At 53.8% G+C, this 19,972-nt stretch carries 17 protein-coding genes; 9 read left to right on the top strand and 8 right to left on the bottom strand.

Annotated elements, in window-relative coordinates; translation table 11 throughout:
- Positions 1-271 precede the first annotated feature (271 nt).
- The 5 genes from K334_RS0106750 to K334_RS0106770 all read left to right on the top strand — a co-directional run bounded on the left by K334_RS0106750 (position 272) and on the right by K334_RS0106770 (position 8,334).
- Positions 272-3,547 (top strand): SusC/RagA family TonB-linked outer membrane protein, encoded by a 3,276-nt coding sequence (locus K334_RS0106750; protein WP_025881668.1) that lies wholly within the window; start codon positions 272-274, stop codon positions 3,545-3,547.
- Positions 3,548-3,569: 22 nt separating this feature from the next.
- Positions 3,570-5,144, top strand: a complete 1,575-nt coding sequence (locus K334_RS0106755) for a RagB/SusD family nutrient uptake outer membrane protein (RefSeq protein WP_025881669.1) — start codon at positions 3,570-3,572, stop codon at positions 5,142-5,144.
- Positions 5,145-5,182: 38 nt separating this feature from the next.
- On the top strand, positions 5,183-6,202 hold the full coding sequence (locus tag K334_RS0106760) for a glycoside hydrolase family 18 (protein WP_021588852.1): 1,020 nt from the start codon (positions 5,183-5,185) through the stop codon (positions 6,200-6,202).
- A 12-nt stretch (positions 6,203-6,214) separates the two neighbouring features.
- Positions 6,215-7,393: a DUF1735 and LamG domain-containing protein gene (locus K334_RS0106765; RefSeq protein WP_025881671.1), complete on the top strand. Its 1,179-nt coding sequence runs from the start codon at positions 6,215-6,217 to the stop codon at positions 7,391-7,393.
- A gap of 374 nt (positions 7,394-7,767) precedes the next feature.
- Entirely contained in the window at positions 7,768-8,334 is a 567-nt protein-coding gene (locus tag K334_RS0106770) for an RNA polymerase sigma-70 factor (RefSeq protein ID WP_021588697.1), read from the top strand.
- A 235-nt stretch (positions 8,335-8,569) separates the two neighbouring features.
- On the opposite strand, the gene K334_RS0106775 is transcribed toward K334_RS0106770, so the two are convergent.
- Genes K334_RS0106775 through dut form a run of 4 tightly spaced genes read right to left on the bottom strand, consistent with a single transcriptional unit; the run spans position 8,570 to position 13,388 of the window.
- Positions 8,570-10,249: a murein hydrolase activator EnvC family protein gene (locus tag K334_RS0106775; protein WP_027444724.1), complete on the bottom strand. Its 1,680-nt coding sequence runs from the start codon at positions 10,247-10,249 to the stop codon at positions 8,570-8,572.
- Between the two features lies 1 nt (position 10,250).
- A complete protein-coding gene (locus tag K334_RS0106780) occupies positions 10,251-11,162 on the bottom strand; it encodes a lipoprotein insertase outer membrane protein LolB1 (RefSeq protein ID WP_025882359.1) in 912 nt (303 codons plus the stop codon).
- Positions 11,159-12,907, bottom strand: coding sequence for a tetratricopeptide repeat protein (locus K334_RS13645; protein ID WP_081658050.1), 1,749 nt, complete (start codon positions 12,905-12,907; stop codon positions 11,159-11,161). Before K334_RS13645 ends, K334_RS0106780 begins: the two co-directional genes overlap by 4 nt.
- Before the next feature lie 43 nt (positions 12,908-12,950).
- A complete protein-coding gene (gene dut, locus K334_RS0106790) occupies positions 12,951-13,388 on the bottom strand; it encodes a dUTP diphosphatase (protein WP_025882363.1) in 438 nt (145 codons plus the stop codon).
- Positions 13,389-13,531: 143 nt separating this feature from the next.
- Here dut and dgt point away from each other — a divergent pair, with 143 nt between their 5' ends.
- Positions 13,532-14,869 carry a dGTP triphosphohydrolase gene (dgt, locus tag K334_RS0106795; protein ID WP_025882365.1) on the top strand — a complete coding sequence of 446 codons (1,338 nt, stop codon included), beginning with the start codon at positions 13,532-13,534 and terminating at the stop codon, positions 14,867-14,869.
- A gap of 179 nt (positions 14,870-15,048) precedes the next feature.
- Here dgt and K334_RS0106800 read toward each other — a convergent pair whose 3' ends face one another.
- From K334_RS0106800 to K334_RS15010, 4 genes are all read right to left on the bottom strand, one after another.
- A complete protein-coding gene (locus K334_RS0106800; RefSeq protein ID WP_248623508.1) occupies positions 15,049-15,573 on the bottom strand; it encodes a hypothetical protein in 525 nt (174 codons plus the stop codon).
- Between the two features lie 92 nt (positions 15,574-15,665).
- On the bottom strand, positions 15,666-16,664 hold the full coding sequence (locus K334_RS0106805; RefSeq protein WP_025881799.1) for a glycine N(alpha)-acyltransferase GlsB: 999 nt from the start codon (positions 16,662-16,664) through the stop codon (positions 15,666-15,668).
- Between the two features lie 61 nt (positions 16,665-16,725).
- Positions 16,726-17,550, bottom strand: a complete 825-nt coding sequence (locus K334_RS0106810) for a lyso-glycine lipid O-acyltransferase GlsA (protein ID WP_025881798.1) — start codon at positions 17,548-17,550, stop codon at positions 16,726-16,728.
- Positions 17,516-17,971 (bottom strand): hypothetical protein, encoded by a 456-nt coding sequence (locus K334_RS15010; protein WP_161625379.1) that lies wholly within the window; start codon positions 17,969-17,971, stop codon positions 17,516-17,518. The genes K334_RS0106810 and K334_RS15010 overlap by 35 nt, the downstream gene beginning before the upstream one ends.
- A 105-nt stretch (positions 17,972-18,076) precedes the next feature.
- On the opposite strand from K334_RS15010, the gene mraZ reads away from it, so the two are divergent.
- From mraZ to K334_RS0106825, 3 genes are read left to right on the top strand one after another with little or no spacing between them, the layout of a single operon-like run.
- A complete protein-coding gene (mraZ, locus tag K334_RS0106815; RefSeq protein ID WP_027444726.1) occupies positions 18,077-18,523 on the top strand; it encodes a division/cell wall cluster transcriptional repressor MraZ in 447 nt (148 codons plus the stop codon).
- Positions 18,524-18,556: 33 nt separating this feature from the next.
- Entirely contained in the window at positions 18,557-19,477 is a 921-nt protein-coding gene (rsmH, locus tag K334_RS0106820; protein WP_025881797.1) for a 16S rRNA (cytosine(1402)-N(4))-methyltransferase RsmH, read from the top strand.
- A gap of 31 nt (positions 19,478-19,508) precedes the next feature.
- Positions 19,509-19,931, top strand: a complete 423-nt coding sequence (locus K334_RS0106825; protein WP_021588635.1) for an FtsL-like putative cell division protein — start codon at positions 19,509-19,511, stop codon at positions 19,929-19,931.
- Positions 19,932-19,972 lie beyond the last annotated feature (41 nt).

Raw genomic sequence — 19,972 nt, forward strand, 5'->3', positions numbered from 1 at the left:
GTCCGTGCGGCTTTCATCATATCAACCTTATGTAAAACATCCATTAAAGCCCAATGACTATGACATAAAATCAAAACGCCTCAGCCACAGACAGACGGCAGCCGCCGCGCCGGCGACGCCCGTCCGCAACCTTATTTCAGCCATTCTCTCAGCGAGAAGGAAAACAAAACTAACCGTAATATCCAATAATCAACCTAATTGCGCAACCCAAGAGGATGGTCGGTAAGCATCGTCCTCGGCAAAGCGTGATTCTTTTAAAACTTACAATCAGATGAGGAACAGTATTATACTTTTCTGTATGATAGCATGCCTGTTGGTAGCTCCCAAGGCTTATTCCCAACGCATCGGGAAACCTATTACAGCCTCCAATGTTTCCATTGAACAGGTGTTGAATCAGATAGAAAAGGCTTCAAGCTACGTCTTTCTCTACAACAACAAGACGATTGACACTCGGAGAATCGTCAGTGTCAACAGCAAAAACGGCGACATAAAGGAAATATTGAGCCATATTTTCCGAGGAACGAATGTCACCTATACTATCGTTGACAACCAAATTATTCTCTCTACGAAAAATCAGAAGAAAAGTCCCGCCAACGCGTTCACGCTCAAGGGCACGGTCAAGGACAGTCAGGGTGAACCGCTCATCGGCGTCAGCGTCAAGCGGAAAGGCAGCACTACGGGCGTCATCAGCGACATCGACGGCAACTTCAACCTGCAGGTGAACGACGGATCGCTGCTCGAAGTGTCCTACATTGGCTACGCCACCAAGACCGTTAAGGTGTCGGGCAACCAGCCTATCACCATCATCCTGCAGGAAGACGACCAACTACTCAATGAAGTAGTGGTTACGGCATTGGGTATCAAGCGCGAGACCAAGGCCCTCACCTATAATGTTCAGGAACTCAAGGCCAAGGACGTGACCGGCGTGAAAGACGCCAACTTCATCAACAGTCTGGCCGGTAAGGTGGCCGGTGTCACCATCAACCAGAGTTCATCCGGCGTCGGTGGTTCTTCACGTGTCATGATGCGCGGTACCAAATCGCTGTTTGGCGAGAACAACGCGCTCTACGTTTTAGACGGCATCCCCATGCAAGGACTTCGCACCAAACAGTCTGACAACTTCTACGAGGCCGTTGAAGTGGCCGATGGAGACGGTATTTCAAACATCAATCCCGACGACATCGAAAGCATGTCAGTACTTACCGGTGCTTCGGCCGCGGCTCTTTACGGTAACAAGGGTGCCAACGGCGTCATCCTGATAACGACCAAGAAGGGTGCCATCGGCAAGCCGCGCGTAGCTTACTCTCACAACACGAGCTTCATGAGTCCGTTCGTGACACCTCAGTTTCAGAATACTTATGGTCGCAAGGACGGCGATTTCGCAAGTTGGGGAGAGAAACTCGAGAAGCCTTCTTCCTACAATCCGCTCGACTTTTTCCAGACAGGTTTCAACGTTATGAACTCTGTTGCGCTGTCGACCGGCTCGGAAACCAACCAGACACACATCTCTTTCGGCAGTGTCAACTCACAAGGTATTGTACCTAACAACAAGTACAACCGCTACAACTTTACGTTCCGCAACTCCTGGGATGTCATCAAAGACGTTCTGAGCATGGACATGGGACTCTTCTATATCAAGCAGAACAATCAGAATAGTGTAGGCCAGGGCATGTACTACAATCCGTTGGTTCCCGCATATCTGTTCCCTCCCAGCGACGATATCAACAAGTATGTGGTCTACGAAATGTACAACGGCAGCCGCAACTTCAAGACCCAGAATTGGCCTTATCACAACATGGGCTTGGGCATGCAGAATCCTTACTGGATTGTCAACCGCAATATGTTCAACACCGACCGCAACCGTAACATCATCACACTGTCGGTGAAATGGAACATCACCGACTGGATGAACGTCATTGCCCGCGGCCGAACCGACCATGCTTATATGGAGTTCGAGCGCAAGCTCTATGCCTCGACCGACGGTCTCTTTGCCAAACCGCAAGGCCACTGGATGACACAGGATGACAAGAACACTTCCGTCTATCTCGATTTCCTTGTCAACATCGACAAGAAGTTCGGCGAAGATTTCCGTTTCCTTGCCAACATCGGCGGCAGCTATTATGACGAGAAATACAAATCTCACACTTTCGAAGGTAACTTGGTAAGAGTTCCCAACTTCTTCCACTCTTCCAACATGTCACCCGCCGAAACGAGAACAACCCATTCGAACCTGCATACTCAGACGCAGTCGTTCTACGGCAAGGCCGAAGTCAACTGGAAGAACTTCCTCTTCATCGACGCCACAGGCCGCATTGACTACTTCTCCACCCTCTTGGGAACAGACAAGAACTATGTCTTCTACCCTTCTACCGGTCTGTCGGTGTTGCTGTCAGAAGCACTTCCTTTGCCCAAGAACATCATTTCGTTCTGGAAGATACGCGGTTCATACGCTCAAGTAGGTAATCCCCCATCCGCTTATCTGCCCTATACAATGGTAACACTGGCCAACGGCAATGCCACCGGTTCCAGCTTCACGCCTGCCAGTCACCTGAAACCTGAAATGACCAAGGCTTTTGAATTTGGTATGGATCTGCGTTTGTTCCACAACAAGCTGAACATTGCCGCTACCTATTATAATTCTAACACTTACAACCAGCTCTTCCGCTACAACTTGCCGCCAAGCACGGGTTATTCATACGCGTTTGAAAACGCCGGAAAGGTCAACAACTGGGGTGTCGAACTGACAGTGGGTGTTAACCAGAAGATAGGTCCTGTAGACTGGAACGCCAACCTTATTTACTCGCTCAACCGCAACGAAATCAAGGAACTACTGCCCGAATACGTCACCGACCGCAAGACGAACACCACCGTCAAGGCGCCTACGGAGTTTGAAGTATCAAGCGCGGAGTCCTATAAGATGATACTCAAGAAAGGCGGTACCATGTCGGATATCTACGCCAGCAAGCTCAAGCAAGACCTTCATGGCGACATTCTCTGCTCGGGTGGCGTGTCTAAAGACGACAATAACTTCATTAAAGTGGGTTCGGCAGCTCCTAAATACAACGTGGGTTTCCGCAATAGCTTCGCTTGGAAAGGCCTTGAGCTCAACTTTCTCCTCGATGCCCGTGTAGGCGGCGTTGTCGTTTCGGCCACACAAGCCCTGATGGATCAGTTCGGTGTGTCGAAGCAGACGGCTGACGCAAGAGATAACGGCGGTGTTCGTGTCAACAACGGAAAGCTCAACGCCGAGCAATATTACAGTGTAGTGGCCGGTGGAAAGACCGGTCTGTTGGCCCATTATGCCTACAGTGCCACCAACGTTCGTTTGCGCGAACTGTCATTATCCTATGATCTGCCCGCTTCATGGTTCAGAGACAAACTCCGCATGGGCGTTTCGCTCACGGCTCACAATCTGTTCATGATTTACAACAAGGCACCGTTCGATCCGGAATTGACAGCCAATACCGGAACCTATTATCAAGGTTTCGACTACTTCATGCCTCCCAGCTTGCGTAGCCTTGGATTTGGATTGAAAGTGAATTTCTAATACGTTTATTACACAAAGAATAATGAAAAAGTATATATCATTCATCTCATGCCTTTCAATAGGCATGCTGGCCGCCTCCGTATCCTTGAGCAGCTGCATGTCGGACAGCCTCAATCTGGACCCCGACAAGATACAAGAGAGCGAACTCAATAAGGACAATCTCTGGGGCACTTACCTCACGACGATGGAACGCAGAGTCGTGCCCGAAGACCAAAACGACTATCAGCTTGCGGAAGATCTCGTGGGCAACATGTACGCAGGTTACTTCGCGGGCACACAGTCATGGGAGGGCGGCAACAACGGAACTACCTACGCATTCCCCAGCGGATGGCTCAACCGCCCGTTCAAGGTGGCTTTTGTCGATTTCCTTTCATCATGGAACGTGCTGAGACAGAAAACTAATGAGTCTACGGTGCTCTACGCCGTGGCCGAAGTTGTAAAGGTTTTGGCCATGCACAAGACCACCGACATCTACGGTCCCATCCCCTATACTCGCTTCGGACGAGTCACTCCTGTTCCATACGATTCACAGGAAGAGGTCTACAAAGCATTCTTTAAGGAGTTGGATCACGCCATCGGCATCATGACAGAGTACGACGCGGCCAACCCCGATACCAAACCGTTAGAGAAATTCGACCTTATTTATAATGGTGAAATATCCAAATGGATTAAATTCGCCAACTCCCTGAAGTTGCGTTTGGCCATGCGTGTGAGCAAAGTGTACCCCGAGGCACAGCAGATTGCCGAGGCAGCGGTTAACAACAAGTATGGTGTTATCGAAAACAACACCGATAATCCGGTAATGCAAAGCAATTCTACCCTGTCGTTCACTTATTTCAATCCCTTCTACAATCTGTATAGCGAAGAGGGATATAACGAAGATCGCATGGGAGCTTCAATGGACGCTTATCTCAACGGATTCGAAGATCCGCGCCTGCCGGTATTCTTTACAAAAGTCAAAGATGGAAAATACCGCGGTCTGCGCAATGGTCTCAAGAACGGACTTAAATTCATGGGCGACGCACGTCTGTCGCAACCGACCATCAAGCAATCCGATCCAACTCTTTGGATGAATGCCGCCGAGGTTTACTTCCTGCGTGCTGAGGGTGCGCTCAAGCAATGGAACATGAAGGGCGAAGCCCGCGGACTCTACGAAGAAGGTATCAGAAAGTCGCTCGAACAGCATGGACTGGCCGCTCAGGCTGATGCCTATATCAACAGCGATAACAAGCCGGCGAAATACGAAGGCTTCTCAAGCAGCCTGAGTATGCCTGCTCCGTCAGACATTACCGTGGCATGGGATGACGCCGACAGCAAGGAACGACAGCTCGAAAGAATCATCACGCAGAAGTGGATCGCGCTCTATCCGATAGGCCAGGAAGCCTGGAGCGAGTTCCGTCGAACGGGTTATCCCAAGATATTCCCTATTGTCGACAACATGAGCGACGGCAAAGTCAACACACAGATACAAGTTCGCCGCCTGCCGTTCCCCGAGTCTGAATACTCCGGCAACAACGCCGAAGTGCTCAAAGCAGTCACGCTCTTGGGCGGAGGTCCCGATACCGGAGGCACACGCCTATGGTGGGACAAGGAATAAACCGACAAACAACAACATCAAATCTTTAGTATCGCAATATGAATAAGAATAAAATATTTGCTCTCGTGCTATCGGCTGTTTCGCTGGCAAGCACGTTGACATCCTGCAACACCGAGATAGAAGCGCTCAACCTGGTCGTACCCGACCAGAAATCGGAACAATATTACGCCGACCTCCGTGCCTATAAGGCCCGTAACGACCACGAAGTATTCTTCGGTTGGTTCGGTAACTGGAATGCGGATTCACCAGATATGATCGGACTCTTGCGCAGTATTCCCGACAGTGTAGACATCGTTTCCATCTGGAGCGGCACCCCTAACAGAGAGGATTTGGAGTACGTACAGAAAGTGAAAGGTACACGTGTCACCTTTACCATCTTCGCCCATAAGATTCCGGAAGAATTCATGTCGGGCGAGAAAAAGGATCAAGTGACAAAGGAGGGCATTGAAGCCTATGCGGTATCGCTCGTGGAACGTATGAAGCGAGAAGGCTATCAGGGCATCGACCTCGACTATGAGCCGGGCTTGCTCGAACCGGGTGGCGGCGTCTTCAATGGCCCGTTGGTCGGCCCCAACTACATGTGGCCGAACTATAAGGAGAATATGGCCATCTTCGTAAAGAAGCTCGGCGAGTTCATCGGCCCCAAATCGGGCACGTCCAACTTGCTGCTCATCGACGGAGTGCCTTACGACGTGAAGCCCGAACTGGTGGAATACTTCAACTACGGCATTGTACAATCCTATAAATCCCGCGGTTTCTACGACCTGCAAGGCCGATTCAACCGAGCTGCGGCCAATGGTTGGACACCCGAGAAATATATCTTTGCCGAAACCTTTGAAGGTGGGATGTATGAAAAAGGTGGCGTAAATCATCAGCTGCGAGAGGGCGAACACGTTCCTTCACTGCTGGGAATGGCTCATTTCCTGCCCGAATACAACGGCAAGATAGCCACACGCAAGGGTGGTTGCGGTACCTATCACATGGAAAATGACTACAACTCCACCCCCAACTATCGCTTCACCCGCGAAGCCATACAAATCATGTCAAAGCACAAATAAATCCTATCGATTATGAAAAAACTTATCTATCGAATAGCTACCGTGGCCTTGCTGCTAAGTATGGCGGCATGTCAGGAAAGCCAGAAATATTATGATGGTGTCTATATCATGGGCACAGAAGGTAAAGAGGTGACAGCCACGCTCACCGTAGACGACCTCCCCTCGGCCATCGCCGTAAACGTAGCATCGTCCGACATTACTCAAGATGACGTAACGGTCAGCATGAAGGAGAGCCCCGAACTGGTGGAATCCTTCAACAAGAAGTTCCATAAGAACTACGTATTGTTGCCCAAGAACGCTTACAAACTGGAGAATACGGCCCTCAAAATCGAAGCGGGCAAACACGTTTCTTCGCAAGGAATGAAGCTGAACATCACCAGCCGCGACGAACTGAAGGAAGGAACGACCTATCTGTTACCGGTCAGCATAGCCGACGTTTCCGACAAAAACCTATCGGTCATCGAAGCTTCGCGCACGCTCTACATCGTGGTCAATCAGATCATCATTACCCGGGCAGCCAATTTGGAAGACAGTTACTGCTACTATCGGGTGAACTTCGGTTCACAACCTGAAATCGACACGAAGGCCTGCAAACAAGTAACTTACGAGGCCCGCGTACGCTTCCGCAGGATGACGAAGCACAGCCGCAAGTGGTGTTTCTCCGTGATGGGACTCGAAGAGAACTTCTGTCTGCGAACGGCCGGAAGCAATAAAGACGGCTGGAAGCTACAGCTTGCCGGCAACGGCCACGTAGACTCGCGCGATGTTCTGCCCAACGACAAATGGGTTCACTTGGCTTGCGTCTTCGATAGCGACAAGGGCAAGAAGTATATCTACATCAACGGCGAACTGCAAGGCGAGATCGTCGACGCCAGAAAGTCAATCGACCTGACCAGTTTCTATGCTCAGAAAGCATTCTATATCGGCCAGACTGCTGCCGACGACCGCTATATGGACGGCTGGGTAAGCGAAGTAAGAGTATGGACAACGGCCCGCACGGCCGCCGAACTCAAGAACAACGTTTGTTGGGTAGACCCAACGACGAAGGGACTCTTAGCCTACTGGCGCTTCAACGAGTCGTCTGCGGAAAACGAACGTGTGGTAACCGACATCACCGGTCATGGTTTCCATGCCACCTTCTCAGGATGGGGCAAACCGAAGTTCGTGGATGCCGTGCGCTGTCCGGAGTAAATTAGGAATGTGAAATGTGGAATGTGAATTGATAAATGTGAAGTGTGAAGTGAGGAATGTGAATTGAGAAGTTTGAAATGTGGAGTGTGAAATGAACTCCACGCTCCACACATCTCGTTCTTCATATCCCATTCTGATATCCATTTCACACTTCAAACTCCACATTCCTCACTTCTCATTCCACATTTCACACTTCACATTTATCAGGTTTTCAGAGATAACAACAGGTGTACTTGAATCTGGAAGCCCGGTCCCAAGCCGGATCGGGCTTCACTTTTTTCACGTCGTCGGCCTGTCGTTCATCTCTGTTTTTCATTTTTCAGTAAAATAATGATTACTTTTGCAGGTCAGTCATCCCATCAGTTGTCGTCCCTATGATACCGAACTTCGGAAAGAAAGATAAAGAACAGTACTTCAAACGCTTGTTTGAAGACTACTACGCGCCTTTCTGCATCTACGCCAAAAGATTCGTCGACAGCCGCCAGACATGCGAGGACATCGTGTCGGAGGCCTTCATCATCGTGTGGGAAAAGGTAGAACGCGACCAACTGCAACGCGAGACCGCCGTGGAATACATCCGCAGAATCGTGACCAACCTGTGTCTGAACCATCTGAAACACCATGCTTTCGAACTGGACTATGCCGTCGCGGGCCGCCACAAAGCGCCCGTTTACGCTGATTCGCCCCATGCGCTCTACACGCAAAAGGAGCTCTATGAAATGCTGACCGACCTGCTGCGGCAACTGCCCGAGCAGCACCGGCAGGTCTTCATCGCGTCTTATATAGACGAAAAGAACAACATTGAGATTGCCAAGGAGTTGGACATCAGCGTGAAATCGGTCGTCAGATACAAGCAGAAAGCCATCGAACTGCTCAAGAAAAACCTGAAAAACTACCTGTCGTTCATGCTCCTCCTCATGGCCGTCAAGCACTACGGATGAACGCCCCGACAGCGTCCGCACGGCAACATGCGTAGACTGTCCGGCAAAAGGGCCGCGATTGCTTCACCAAAGGGCCGCGATTGCAACGTAAAAGGACTGCTTTTGCGAGGTAAAAAGACTGCTTTTGCAAAATGAAAGCAGCCCTTTGACAAACTGAAAAGGCTGCTTCCATATTTCATTGGAATGTCATTTCACATACCTCACTTCACATTTCTCATTTCACACTTCACATTCCTCATCTGCCCAACCATGCTTCCGGGTTCAGCTTGGCGGTCTCCTTGCGCAGCTGGAACTGGAGGATGTTGTCTGCGCCGACGGCTCCGAGCGCCTGGCGGGCCGACACCTTCTGGCCTTTGCTGACGCTTACGGACTTCAGGTTGCAGTAGATGGAGATGTAGGCGCCATGTCGCACCATGACCAACATGGAGCCTTGCCAGTTGTAGACGGCACTCACTTCGCCGTCGTAGATGGACCGTGCCATGCAGCCCGACTGTCCCAGGATGTTGATTCCCTTGTTGTCGAGCACCACGCCGTGCAGCCCTTCCACGTTGTATTGGCCGAAATGGCTCACGATTTTGTAGCGGCCTGTGATGGGCATGGGCAGCCGTCCCTTGTTGGCGGTGAACCCTCCGCTCACCATTCTGTCGACGGTGCTGAGGCGTTGCGACTCTTCCACGTCCTCCTTGGCCGCGGCAATCTCCTGCTTGTTGCGCCTTTCCTCGGTCCGTGCCTTGAGTTCGGCGGCTTCACGGGCCGCCTCCGCCTCGCGTGCGGCCTGCTCGGCCCGCGCCTTTCGGTTGGCGGCAGCGGCTGCTTCTCGCTCCACGGTCTCCCGTTTGCCCTTCTCCGCGTTGGCGTCGGCTATGCGTTTGGCCTCTGCCGCCGCTTTGGCAGCCGCCTCCGCCTCGGCTTTCAACCGGGCCTCACGCTCCTTTGCCTCGGCAATGCGCCTGGCGTTCTCGCGTGCGGCCGCCTCCGCTTCGGCCTTCTTGCGGGCCAGTTCGGCCGCCCTTTGCCTGGCGGCGGCCGCCGCTTCCGCCTTTCGCTTGGCCTCGGCGATGGCCCGCTGATGCGCCTTCTCCACCTCGATGGCCACCAGCCGGTCGATTTCGGCGTTGAGGGCGGCGTCTTTCCGGCGTTGCTCGGCTATGATTTTCTGGATGGTTTTCTGCTGGTTTTGCAGCGAGGTGACGATCTTCTGCTGCTCGTCCTGTTGTCCCTGCAAGGCCGTTTTCTCCTTTTTGTCCTTGTAGAGGAGTATGTTTTTCTGTCCGTGAACCAGTTTGAGCTGCTCGTGTTTGCCGTCCACCTGGGCCTGCTTGGCCTTCACCATCTCGCCCTGCGCCCGCTGGTAGTTGGCGTATTCGCGCACGAAGCGCAGCCGGCGATACATCTGCGCCAGGTTCTTGGCCGAGAAAATGAACATCATCTTGTCCTGCATCGTCTGGTGGCGGGCCATGTAGCGCATCGACTTGATGTACTTCGCCTTGCGTTCCTGGAGCTGTTCCTCCAGCATTTTGAGCTGCGTCTGCAGTATGCCGATGTTCCCTTCGATGTGGTGGATGTCGTTCTGTATTCCCTCTATGGCCTTCTGGCGGTCGTCGATGGCCGAGTTGATGGTCAGGAGGTTCTGCAACCGCTTCTTCACGTCGGCCTGGTTGGCCCGCAAGGCCTGCTCCTGCTGGCGCAGTTTCTTCTGTATCTGCGAGCGTTGGTTCTGCAGTCCCCGTATGGTGGCGTTGGCGTAGTCGGCCGTCTTCTTTCCTTTCGGGGCCTTCCCCTTTGTGTTTGCCTGGGTCTTGTTCGTCTTCCTTGCCGTCGTGGCGGCCTTTCCCTTCCTGGCGGGCGTGTGCTTTTGCGCCGTGGCCGCCAGCGTGGACAAGGCAATCAGCAGTGTAATGCCTAACTTCCTCATATCAGAGACTCATGATTTTCTTGAGAATGTCCTGTGCGGGAATCTGCTTGTAGCGGTCCGAAACCTTGGTTTCGGCATCCCACTTGTCCTTGGTCGTCACCTCGTCCATGCGGATGGTGACCGTTGCTGTTTGCGTTTTCTTCGTAGCCGAGGTCGTGAACGTGAATTTCTGGGTGGCGGGGAACTGCTTCACGCCCACCGCCCTGAAGTCGGAATAGGCCCAGGCGAGGGTCGATGCGCCGTGGCTTTGCGAAGCATAGTTGACCTTTGCGCCCAGGATCTGTGCCGACATGGGTTCTGTCTGCCAATCGACGGACAGGTTGCCCTTGCGCAGTTTCACCCCGACGACGTCGCTTGCGCTCGTGTCTACGTCGTAAGTGGCCAGGTCCTGCTCCGCAACAGACTGCCGTCCGGGCATGAACAGCTGGTTCCAGAACAAAGCCTGGAGGCTGTAGAAGGTGAGTCCGTTGCTCTTGAGGAAGTCCAGTTGCGTGTAGTCGGCCTTGACATATTCGCGATGCAGGCGGTCGATGACGAGCACATAGGCCGGCGTAAACTCCAACCGGCCTATCTCCGTGCCGAGCAACGGCATGAAAAGTTGCAGCCGGATGACCTCGTCCTTGCGCATGTGGAGGCTCCCCGACACGGTGATGTCCTTGGAACCGGCCTTCAGGTTGAACTTCATGTCGCCCACGATGTTCTTCACATACACGCTGTTGTCGACCACCCGCTGCATGAACTGCAGCCGGCGCAACTGTTGTTGTTCCGCGTTCAACGCCTCCTGCCTGGTCTCTGCGTGTGGAATCGTGGGCTGTTGGCCCGGTTCCTTCACCAAGTTCCTCTTCGATGCGCACGCCGACAGCAGCAGTGCTCCTGCCGCAATCAGTGTCATGATGCTATTTGATGTCTTCATTTCCTATGTTTCTTGGGTTTTACAATCGCTTTCGGACGGATTTTCTGCTCCAGCACGGCCTTGTCGCCGCCTTCCATCGCCTTCATCCAGTAGCCGACGGCCGCTTCGTGGTCGCCCATCCGCTCGTGGATGTCGCCCGCGTGGTCGAAGATGACGCTGTTGTGTTGCGTCGAATCCAGGTTGGCCACGGCCTGGTCGATGTATATCTGCGCTTCGGCAAAGCGTTCGCTGCGATACAATATCCACGCGTAGGTGTCGAGATAGGTGGCGTTCTTGGGTTCGGCCTTCACCGTCTTGGCGCTCATTTCGGCCGCTTTCCGAAGGTCGCCGTGCTCCTCGCTCAGGTAGTAGGCGTAGTTGTTGAGGCAACCGTAGTTGTCGGGTTTCCACTGAAGGCAGCTGTCGTAGGCCGCGAAAGCCTCCTTGCTGCGTCCCTTCTGGTGCAGGATGTCGCCCATGATGGCGTAGAAATCCGAGACGATGTCGGGGTTGCTTGCGGGTGTTATCTCGCTCACGCCACGTCGGAAGGCGTCGAGGGCCTCGTCGTTTTCGTCCTTCTGGAAATGGGCCAGGCCCAAGAAGTAGTAGAAAGCCATTTCCTCGGGGTTGTATTCGGTGGCCGGCTTGCTGATGCGGATGATCTCGTCCCAGTCCTTCGCGGGCCAGATGTTCTGCAACAGTTGGATGCGGGCCGCGGCATTGTCGGGCGCCACCTTGAGCCAACGGCGCAAATCGGCGTTGATGGAGTCGACGGGCATTTTCTTGATGGTCATGTAGGCCACCTTCATGGCATACATGTTGGTGTCCGTGGGGTTGGCGGCCAGCACCTTGTCGAAGAGCTTCAGCAACTTGATACTGTCGTCTCCGGCCGCTTCCGACTGCTGGACGAGGGCGCGCACGAGGGTCGGTTTGGCGTCGAAAGCCACCTTCGGATTCACCAGAATCTGCTCGGCCAGGGCGTCGGCGTCGGCCTTCCGTCCCGCAGCCTGGTAGTAGTCGTACATCGAAGTCAGCGCGTAGGCGTTGTTGGGCTCGTCCTCCAGCGCCGTCTTGAACAGCTGGAAGGCTTCCTTGGCGCGTCGGTTCTGGATGAGCCAGTTGCCCAACATCACCTGATAGTTCGGGTCGTAGGGGTGCTCGGCGGCCAGTTGCTTCAGCGCGTTGTAGGCCGCTTTCTTGTCGTTCTTAAGTTCGTACACCCTCACTTTCGACAAAGTGAGTTCTTCGCTGTTACCGTCGGCCTGTTCCATGCGGGCTATGCAGGCCAGCATTCGGTCGTAGTTCTTCTGTTGTTGATAGAGTTGTATCAGCACGTCGAGCACGTCCGTCCGGCTCTTGTCCGTCCGGTAGAGCTGCTCGTAGGCCTCGATGGCCTTGTCAAACTGCCGCGCGTTGATGTAGTATTGCGCCAGCCGCTCGCGATAGGTGGCGTTGGCGGGACGCAGCTGCACGGCTTTTTGCAGATAGTTCATGACCAGACTGTCCTGTTTCAGCTCGTTCCGGAACATCGAAAGCATGTAGTAAGCTTCCGCTCCTTGGGGGGTGAGGGCCACGCAGCGGTTGAATTGGATGAAGGCGGAGTCCATCTTGTCGGCGTGATACAGCCTCAATCCTTCGAGAAAGATCTCGTCGTAGCCGCGCCCAGGGTCGCCGGACAGCGTGTCTTGGCCCATGGCGGGGCGCGCCACGCAGGCAAGCATGGCGGCGAAAGACAGGAAAAAGATTTTTTGAATACTTCTAAACATATTATAATTAGGTGGTCATCGACCGTCCGCGGACGGCTTCCGCTCACTTCACCCCCGTGTGGCCGTAGCCCCCTGTGCCCCGTTCGGTCTCGTCCAAAGCCTCCACCTGCACGAAGGTTCCCTGCTCATGGCGCGCTATCACCATCTGGGCGATGCGCTCGCCGTCGGCTATCACGAAGTCTTCCTGTGAGAAGTTGATCAGCAAAACCATGATTTCGCCACGGTAATCGGCGTCCACCGTGCCCGGCGTATTGAGCACTGTAATGCCTTTTTTCAGTGCCAATCCGCTGCGGGGACGTATCTGTGCCTCGTAGCCTGCGGGCAAAGCGATGTGCAATCCCGTGGGGATGAGGCGGCGCTCAAGGGGCTTCAAGCGGATGGGGGCTTCGATATTGGCGCGCAAGTCCATGCCCGCGCTCTGTGGAGTGGCGTATGCCGGCAGTGGCTGACGGCCTCGGTTGACAACTTTTATCTTGATCATGAACCCTGTGAAGATACGTAAAACACATGCAAAAATAGCTATTTATCTTTACAAAGCTCCACTTTTTAAACCTAAAAAGCAAGAAATAAGGCAAAATTAGTTTATCTTTGCATTTATCTCATTGATATGCAAGACGATAATACATGAATTGGTCACAACTCATCTCCAACATCCGGTTCGGTCAGGAGCACTCCGTGGCGTCGCATCATGACGCCCGCTCCGAGTTCAGACGTGACTCCGACCGCCTGATTTATTCACCTCCCTTCCGTCGTTTACAGAACAAGACGCAGGTGTTCCCGCTTCCGGGCAGCGTCTTCGTCCACAACCGGCTGACCCACAGCTTGGAGGTGGCGTCGCTGGGAATGTCGCTCGGCAGCGATGTCGCCCGCATTCTGGTCGCCCGTCACCCCGAGTTGAAGGACACGAACTTCGAGGAAATCAGCACCATCGTGCATGCGGCGTGCCTCGCCCACGACATGGGGAACCCGCCGTTCGGCCACAGTGGCGAGAAAGCCATTCAGGCATTCTTCTCCGAAGGCGAAGGGGCTTGCCTCAAGGAGCGGCTCAGCAAGCCCTTTTGGGAGGACATTACGCACTTCGAAGGGAACGCCAACGCGTTCAGACTGCTCACCCATCAGTTCAACGGACGCCGCAAGGGAGGTTTCGTTCTCACGTATTCCATGCTGGCAAGTATCGTGAAATACCCCTTCGCCAGCCACTATGCGGGGCGTCACGGCAAGTTCGGCTTCTTCCAATCGGAGAGCGGTGTCTACGAGAAAATAGCCGAACATCTCGGCATTACCCGTCTTTCGTTCCCCGGAGAGCCCCTCCGTTACGTGCGTCACCCGCTTGTTTACCTTGTCGAAGCGGCCGATGACATCTGCTATGAGATTATGGATATCGAGGATTCGCACAAGCTTCGCATCCTCTCTTATCAAGAGACGGAAGACTTGTTGCTGCGCTTCTTCGACCCCGAAGAGCAGGAAAACATCCGTCGCCGCATGGACGAGGAGGAGGTGACCGATGTCAACGAGCGGGTGGTTTACATGCGGGCCTGCGTCATCGGCAAGCTCGAACACGAATGCGTGTTGGCCTTTGCCAACAACGAGCGGCAGATTCTGGATGGAAAGTTCGAGGGTTGCCTCATCGACCACATCTCTCCCGTGCAGCGCGAGGCCTACCGCCATTGCAGCCGGGTGTCTTTCCAGCGCATCTACCAGAGCAAGCCCGTGCTCGACGTGGAGCTTGGCGGTTATAAAATCATGGAGACATTGATGAAGACGATGGTCGACGCCGCCGTCAACCCGCAGCGTTTCCAGTCGCAACAGCTCATCAAGCGCGTCAGCAGCCAGTACGACATCCAGAGCGAAGACCTGGAAACGCGCATCATGGCCGTCCTCGACTACATCAGCGGCATGACGGATGTCTACGCCTTGGACGTCTATCAGAAGATCTGCGGCATATCGTTGCCGCGAGTGTAGGGGTCTGTCGCACCCAAACAGGAACACAACAACGACCCACCCCGGCCCAAACAGAGACCCACCCCGGCCCTCCCAAAGGGAGGGTGCACTAATGAAAGACACGACTGGCATGCCAATTGTCGCTCAAGTTAGTGCACCCTCCCTTTGGGAGGGCCGGGGTGGGTTTCTGCTTGGGTCTTTTACAACCCGAAGCCGATGGCTACATAGAAGCGGGTGTAGTCTTTGAACAGCGCGCTATGCGCGTTGTAGTGGCGCACGCCCGCGCCGAATATGGGCTTGACGCGGCCCGATCCCAGATGCGCGTACACGCCGGCGTCGTAATAGTTGTATCTCCAATCGCGCTTGGTCTTGAAGTTGTCGCCAATGCCGATGCGTGCATCGAGCTTCAAGTCTGTCGTTTTTAGGAACGTGTAGCCCACGTTGACACCTGCTATCGGGTCGGCATAGTAGTCCTTGACGCCCTTTTGCTTGAAAAGGTCAATGGCGTATGCCCCCTCTACGTGCACAAACAGCCGGTTGGTGATGTCGTATCCGACATTCGCCACCAAGGTGTAAGGCTTGAAATCCTTGTAAAAGAAAGCGCCTTTGGTTTGAAACTCCACCCTCAGTCCCGACTCTTCGGCCGGCAGCGAAAGTGGAAACAGGCACAGCACGAGCAGGTAAAGTGCCTTGAAACGTGCTCCGTGGAAAACTGTTCTCTTCATGGTTTGAAAAATAAAGTATGACAAAAAGGAATTTGTTTACAGACGATCGTCCACCATGAAAACGGCAACAAACTTATGTTTTATAGCAAAGGTCAATGTTCGTGACGGCTTTTGTAAATCACCTTGTTGGCTCCGCTGGTGATCTTCAGGGCTTCGGGGTGCTCCTTCACGTAGCTGTCGATGTGGCGCACGCGCTTTTCTTCCAGTATTTCGTCGACGGCGATCAGGATTCCCGTCTCTTCCACGTCGCCGAAACCGTAGTTGATGGCCGTGCCGAAGAGCTTCATCGTGGGGCTGAGGCTCATGTAGGCGTTCACCAAAGGCGGGATGTTGTAGCCCAGCCTGCGGATTTCACGGTTCAGTATGCGATAGTCGTTGCGGAAAGAGGCTTGGTCGAACAGCCGTGACAGTTCGTCTTCGGGTGTCTCGATGGTCAGCGGCTTGATCGGCACGATGAGATTGTCCTTGTCGTCGAAGTGTTTCTTGAGGAAATAGAGTATCATGTCGCGGCCACGGCGGATGTAGGAAGGATACATCGTCATCTTTCCGAAGAAGTACCGGCAGTCGGGATTGATAACGGTGAGGGCTCCCAGGCCGTCCCACAGGTTGTCGAGGGCGAAGATACTCTTCGTGTTCGTGCGCACGTTCTGGTATTCCAGCGACACGAAGCTGCGTCCCAGCTCCACGGTGTAGGGCGCGTAGTCACGCATGAACTGGTCGGAGAAATGGAACATGTGGCTCGTTGCCAGCAGTGGCTGCCCCTTGTCGTCGAGCTTCCAGTCGTTGCCGAAGAGATAGCGGTAGCCTCCGATGATTTCCTCGGCCTCGGGATTCCACACGATGAGCTGCTTGCAACCGCCCTCCATGGTGTCGAACTCGTCGATGTCGGCAGCCTTTCCGGTGCCGCCGCCGGCCGAACGGAACGCGATTTCACGCAACCGGCCGATCTCGCGCATCACGTTGGGCGCGTCCTGGGCCGTGATGACGTAGATTTCGTTGTTGCTCTTGTTGGTCATGCGTAGCTGACGTTCCGGCGTGAGCTCTCTCTTGAGCACGTCCTTGGGAATCGGTTGGATGATCTCTTCTTCCATTTTCTTTGCTGTTATTGGTCGTTGGCTGTCGTGCCTTCGCCTTCCTTCACGGCGTGGGGCACTACAGTTCATATACTTTGTCTTCGACGAATTTCGCCCATTCCATCGGTGATTTCGTCTTGTCGAAGGTTTGCCAGGGAATCGGCTTGCCGATGACGACCCGGAAGGTCTTGCCTACGTTCCTGTACATCTCGTCCACCAGGAAGAGCATGGCCAGATTGAAAGGCAGAAAGCGGTCGCTGAAGCGGGCGATGCGGTAGAAACGGTTGGAATTGCGGCCGCTGAAATGGATGGGAACGATGTCGCGATGGGTCTCGACGCTCTTCGTGATGAAGGTCTTCTTCCAAGGAAGGTCGTGTATTTCGCCGTCGATCATGCGGCTGTTGAGGCCTGCCGGGAACATGATCAGATGGTTGGTGCCGCTGAAACCGGCCTCCACCATGCGTGGAAAGTCTCGGCTCTGCTTGCCCGTTTTGTTGATACCAATGCTGACAGGCTTGAGCCCCGGCAGGTTGAGCAGCAGGTCGTTGACCAGGTAACGGAAGTTGCCGTCGTAGTGACGGCCGATGATGGAGCCGAGCGAAACGCCGTCCTGGCCGCCCAGCGGATGGTTGGAGACGAACGTGTAGAGCTTGCCGTCGTCCTTGTCGGGCAGGTTTTCCTCGCCTTCGACAATCAATGTCATCTTCAGATAGCGCACGCATTCGGTCAACCACTCCGTGCCCGAGAGGTGACGGCTGTCCCACAGGAAGCGGTTCACTTCGTCCTCATGCACGAGACGCTTGAGCCATGACACGACAAAGCGAGGCACATAGCGTGCCTTCGTGCCCATCTTGCCTTTCAAAATCTTGTCAATGTCGATTGTTTTCTCTATCGTTTCTCTCATGTGTACGAAATACTAACACCTTGCAAAAATAACATTTCTTTTCTAAATATGCTTCCTTTTGCGACGGAAATATAAGGTTTGACGCAAAAAACGGCGACTTTTTGCCCCTTCTTATAAACTCCTGGTCATGAGAGCGTCGTGTTTTCATGCCGTCGTCCCTTGGTTTCGGTCGTCTTGGAAGTGAGCCTTTGTCTTCAAAAAAGCCCCATTTCATCGTATCATCGCTGCCCTTTTGCGCGCCAAAAGCACTGCTTTTGGCGCGCAAAAGGGCAGCGGTTGCGAGAGGCCTGGTTGCCCCTTGCCTTTTGAAGACATATCCACAGGCTTTTAAGACATAAGTACATAAGGACATATTGGCTGTTGGAGGTTTTAAAGACATAAAGACATAAGGACATATTTGGCAGGTCATTTCACGCTTCACATTGCACATTTTTCATTCAATCGCTGCTATTTTGTGGGGAAAAGTGGGGCGGTGTGGGGAAAAATGTGTATCTTTGACGGCGAAATCCATATTAAATATGTGTGCATGCGATTCATAGGCAACATTTCAGGAAAGACCGACGCGAAAGGCAGGGTGTTCATGCCGGCGGCATTCCGCAAGATTTTGCAGGCTGCCGGTGAGCAAAACATCGTTCTTCGGAAAGATGTCTTCCAGTCGTGTCTTGTCGTCTATCCCGAATCGGTGTGGAACGGCGTGATGGACATGCTGCGGTTGCGGCTGAACCGTTGGAACCGCAAGGAACAACAGGTGTTCCGACAGTTCGTTTCCGATGTCGAGATACTGACGCTCGACGGCAACGGGCGCTTTCTCATACCCAAACGTTACTTGCAGATGGCCGCCATTCAGCAGGAAGTGAACCTGGTGGGGGTGGACGACACCATCGAGATATGGAGCGCGGAAGCCATGGCCCGCGAGCAGCTGCCTGTCGATGAGTTCGGAAAAGCCGTGGAAGAAATCATGGGAGAAGTGTGAAATGAGAAGTGAGAAATGAAAAATGAGAAGATGATGGTGAAGACTGCTGAAACATATCACGTGCCGGTGCTGCTTCGCGAGAGCGTCGACGGCCTGGAAATAAAGCCGGGTGGCGTCTATGTCGACGTCACCTTCGGCGGTGGCGGCCATTCCCGCGAAATCCTTCGTCGGCTCGACGCGTCGGCACACCTCTACGGTTTCGACCAGGACGCCGACGCGGAGCGGAATTTGGGCGACGGGTGTCCGCCCAACTTCACCTTTGTGCGCTCCAACTTCCGCTATCTGAGCAACTGGATGAGGTATTATGGCGTGGACCGTATCGACGGATTGCTGGCCGACCTCGGCGTGTCGAGCCACCACTTCGACGACGAGACGCGCGGGTTCTCGTTCCGTTTCGACGCGCCGCTCGACATGCGGATGAACAAAAGGGCCGGAATGACGGCCGCCGACATCGTCGCAGGCTATTCGGAAGAGGCCTTGGCCGACGTGTTCTATCTGTATGGCGAACTGAAAAACGCCCGCCGCATCGCCGCGTTGTTGGTCAAGGCGCGGGCCGGGAAGCCCATCCTGACGACACGGGAGTTTGCCGCGGCCGTGGAACCGCTCTTCAAACGCGAGCGCGAAAAGAAGGACATGGCCAAGTTGTTTCAAGCGTTGCGCATCGAGGTGAACCACGAAATGGCGGCCCTCAAGGAGATGTTGCACGCCGCCACGCGGCTGCTGGCCCCCGGTGGACGGCTGTCGGTCATCACCTACCACTCCTTGGAAGACCGCATCGTCAAGAACTTCATGAAGTCGGGCAATGCCGAAGGCAAGGTGCAGCAGGACTTTTACGGCCGTATAGAGACGCCTTTCAGGCTGGTCAACACGAAAGTGATCGTGCCCGACGCCGACGAACAGCAGCGAAACCCCAGGAGCAGGAGTGCGAAACTGCGCATTGCGGAAAAGAAATGACGAACGACAGCAATTCTAAAACAATCCCGTTATGGAGAAAGAAGAGGAAAACAAAGACCACAAAGAGGAGCAAATCTCGCTGAAAGAGGTGCTCATGGAGCGGGCCACGGAGGATGAAGCCCCTGCTTCGGCCAAGTTTACGCTGAAAAAGGTGCTCGGTGGCGACATCCTCTCTACCGAGACGCTGCGCAATCAGATATGGGTCATCCTGCTCGTGGTTGTCTTCATGATTGCCTACATCGCCAATCGCTACAGCATTCAGAAGGACTTGCTGGAGATCGACAGGCTCAACACCCGGTTGCAGGACGCCAAGTACAAGGCGTTGTCGAGCAGCAGCAAGCTCACGGAAATCAGTCGGGAGAGTCATGTGCTCGATATGCTGAAAGATAATAAGGACAGTGTGCTCAAGATACCGAGCCAACCACCGTATATCATCAATGTTCCAGGAGAATGAAAAGTGGGGAATGTGGAATGAGAAGTGTGCAATGAGAAATG

Origin of the sequence: Segatella baroniae DSM 16972 = JCM 13447 (assembly GCF_000426585.1) — a bacterium.
Lineage (GTDB): Bacteria > Bacteroidota > Bacteroidia > Bacteroidales > Bacteroidaceae > Prevotella > Prevotella baroniae.

What these genes read in the sequence shown, in the direction of transcription:
- K334_RS0106750 (WP_025881668.1), top strand. Translation starts at nt 272, where the DNA reads ATGAGGAACAGTATTATACTTTTCTGTATGATAGCATGCCTGTTGGTA.
- K334_RS0106755 (WP_025881669.1), top strand. Translation starts at nt 3,570, where the DNA reads ATGAAAAAGTATATATCATTCATCTCATGCCTTTCAATAGGCATGCTG.
- K334_RS0106760 (WP_021588852.1), top strand. Translation starts at nt 5,183, where the DNA reads ATGAATAAGAATAAAATATTTGCTCTCGTGCTATCGGCTGTTTCGCTG.
- K334_RS0106765 (WP_025881671.1), top strand. Translation starts at nt 6,215, where the DNA reads ATGAAAAAACTTATCTATCGAATAGCTACCGTGGCCTTGCTGCTAAGT.
- K334_RS0106770 (WP_021588697.1), top strand. Translation starts at nt 7,768, where the DNA reads ATGATACCGAACTTCGGAAAGAAAGATAAAGAACAGTACTTCAAACGC.
- K334_RS0106775 (WP_027444724.1), bottom strand. Translation starts at nt 10,249, where the DNA reads ATGAGGAAGTTAGGCATTACACTGCTGATTGCCTTGTCCACGCTGGCG.
- K334_RS0106780 (WP_025882359.1), bottom strand. Translation starts at nt 11,162, where the DNA reads ATGAAGACATCAAATAGCATCATGACACTGATTGCGGCAGGAGCACTG.
- K334_RS13645 (WP_081658050.1), bottom strand. Translation starts at nt 12,907, where the DNA reads ATGTTTAGAAGTATTCAAAAAATCTTTTTCCTGTCTTTCGCCGCCATG.
- dut (WP_025882363.1), bottom strand. Translation starts at nt 13,388, where the DNA reads ATGATCAAGATAAAAGTTGTCAACCGAGGCCGTCAGCCACTGCCGGCA.
- dgt (WP_025882365.1), top strand. Translation starts at nt 13,532, where the DNA reads ATGAATTGGTCACAACTCATCTCCAACATCCGGTTCGGTCAGGAGCAC.
- K334_RS0106800 (WP_248623508.1), bottom strand. Translation starts at nt 15,573, where the DNA reads ATGAAGAGAACAGTTTTCCACGGAGCACGTTTCAAGGCACTTTACCTG.
- K334_RS0106805 (WP_025881799.1), bottom strand. Translation starts at nt 16,664, where the DNA reads ATGGAAGAAGAGATCATCCAACCGATTCCCAAGGACGTGCTCAAGAGA.
- K334_RS0106810 (WP_025881798.1), bottom strand. Translation starts at nt 17,550, where the DNA reads ATGAGAGAAACGATAGAGAAAACAATCGACATTGACAAGATTTTGAAA.
- mraZ (WP_027444726.1), top strand. Translation starts at nt 18,077, where the DNA reads ATGCGATTCATAGGCAACATTTCAGGAAAGACCGACGCGAAAGGCAGG.
- rsmH (WP_025881797.1), top strand. Translation starts at nt 18,557, where the DNA reads ATGGTGAAGACTGCTGAAACATATCACGTGCCGGTGCTGCTTCGCGAG.
- K334_RS0106825 (WP_021588635.1), top strand. Translation starts at nt 19,509, where the DNA reads ATGGAGAAAGAAGAGGAAAACAAAGACCACAAAGAGGAGCAAATCTCG.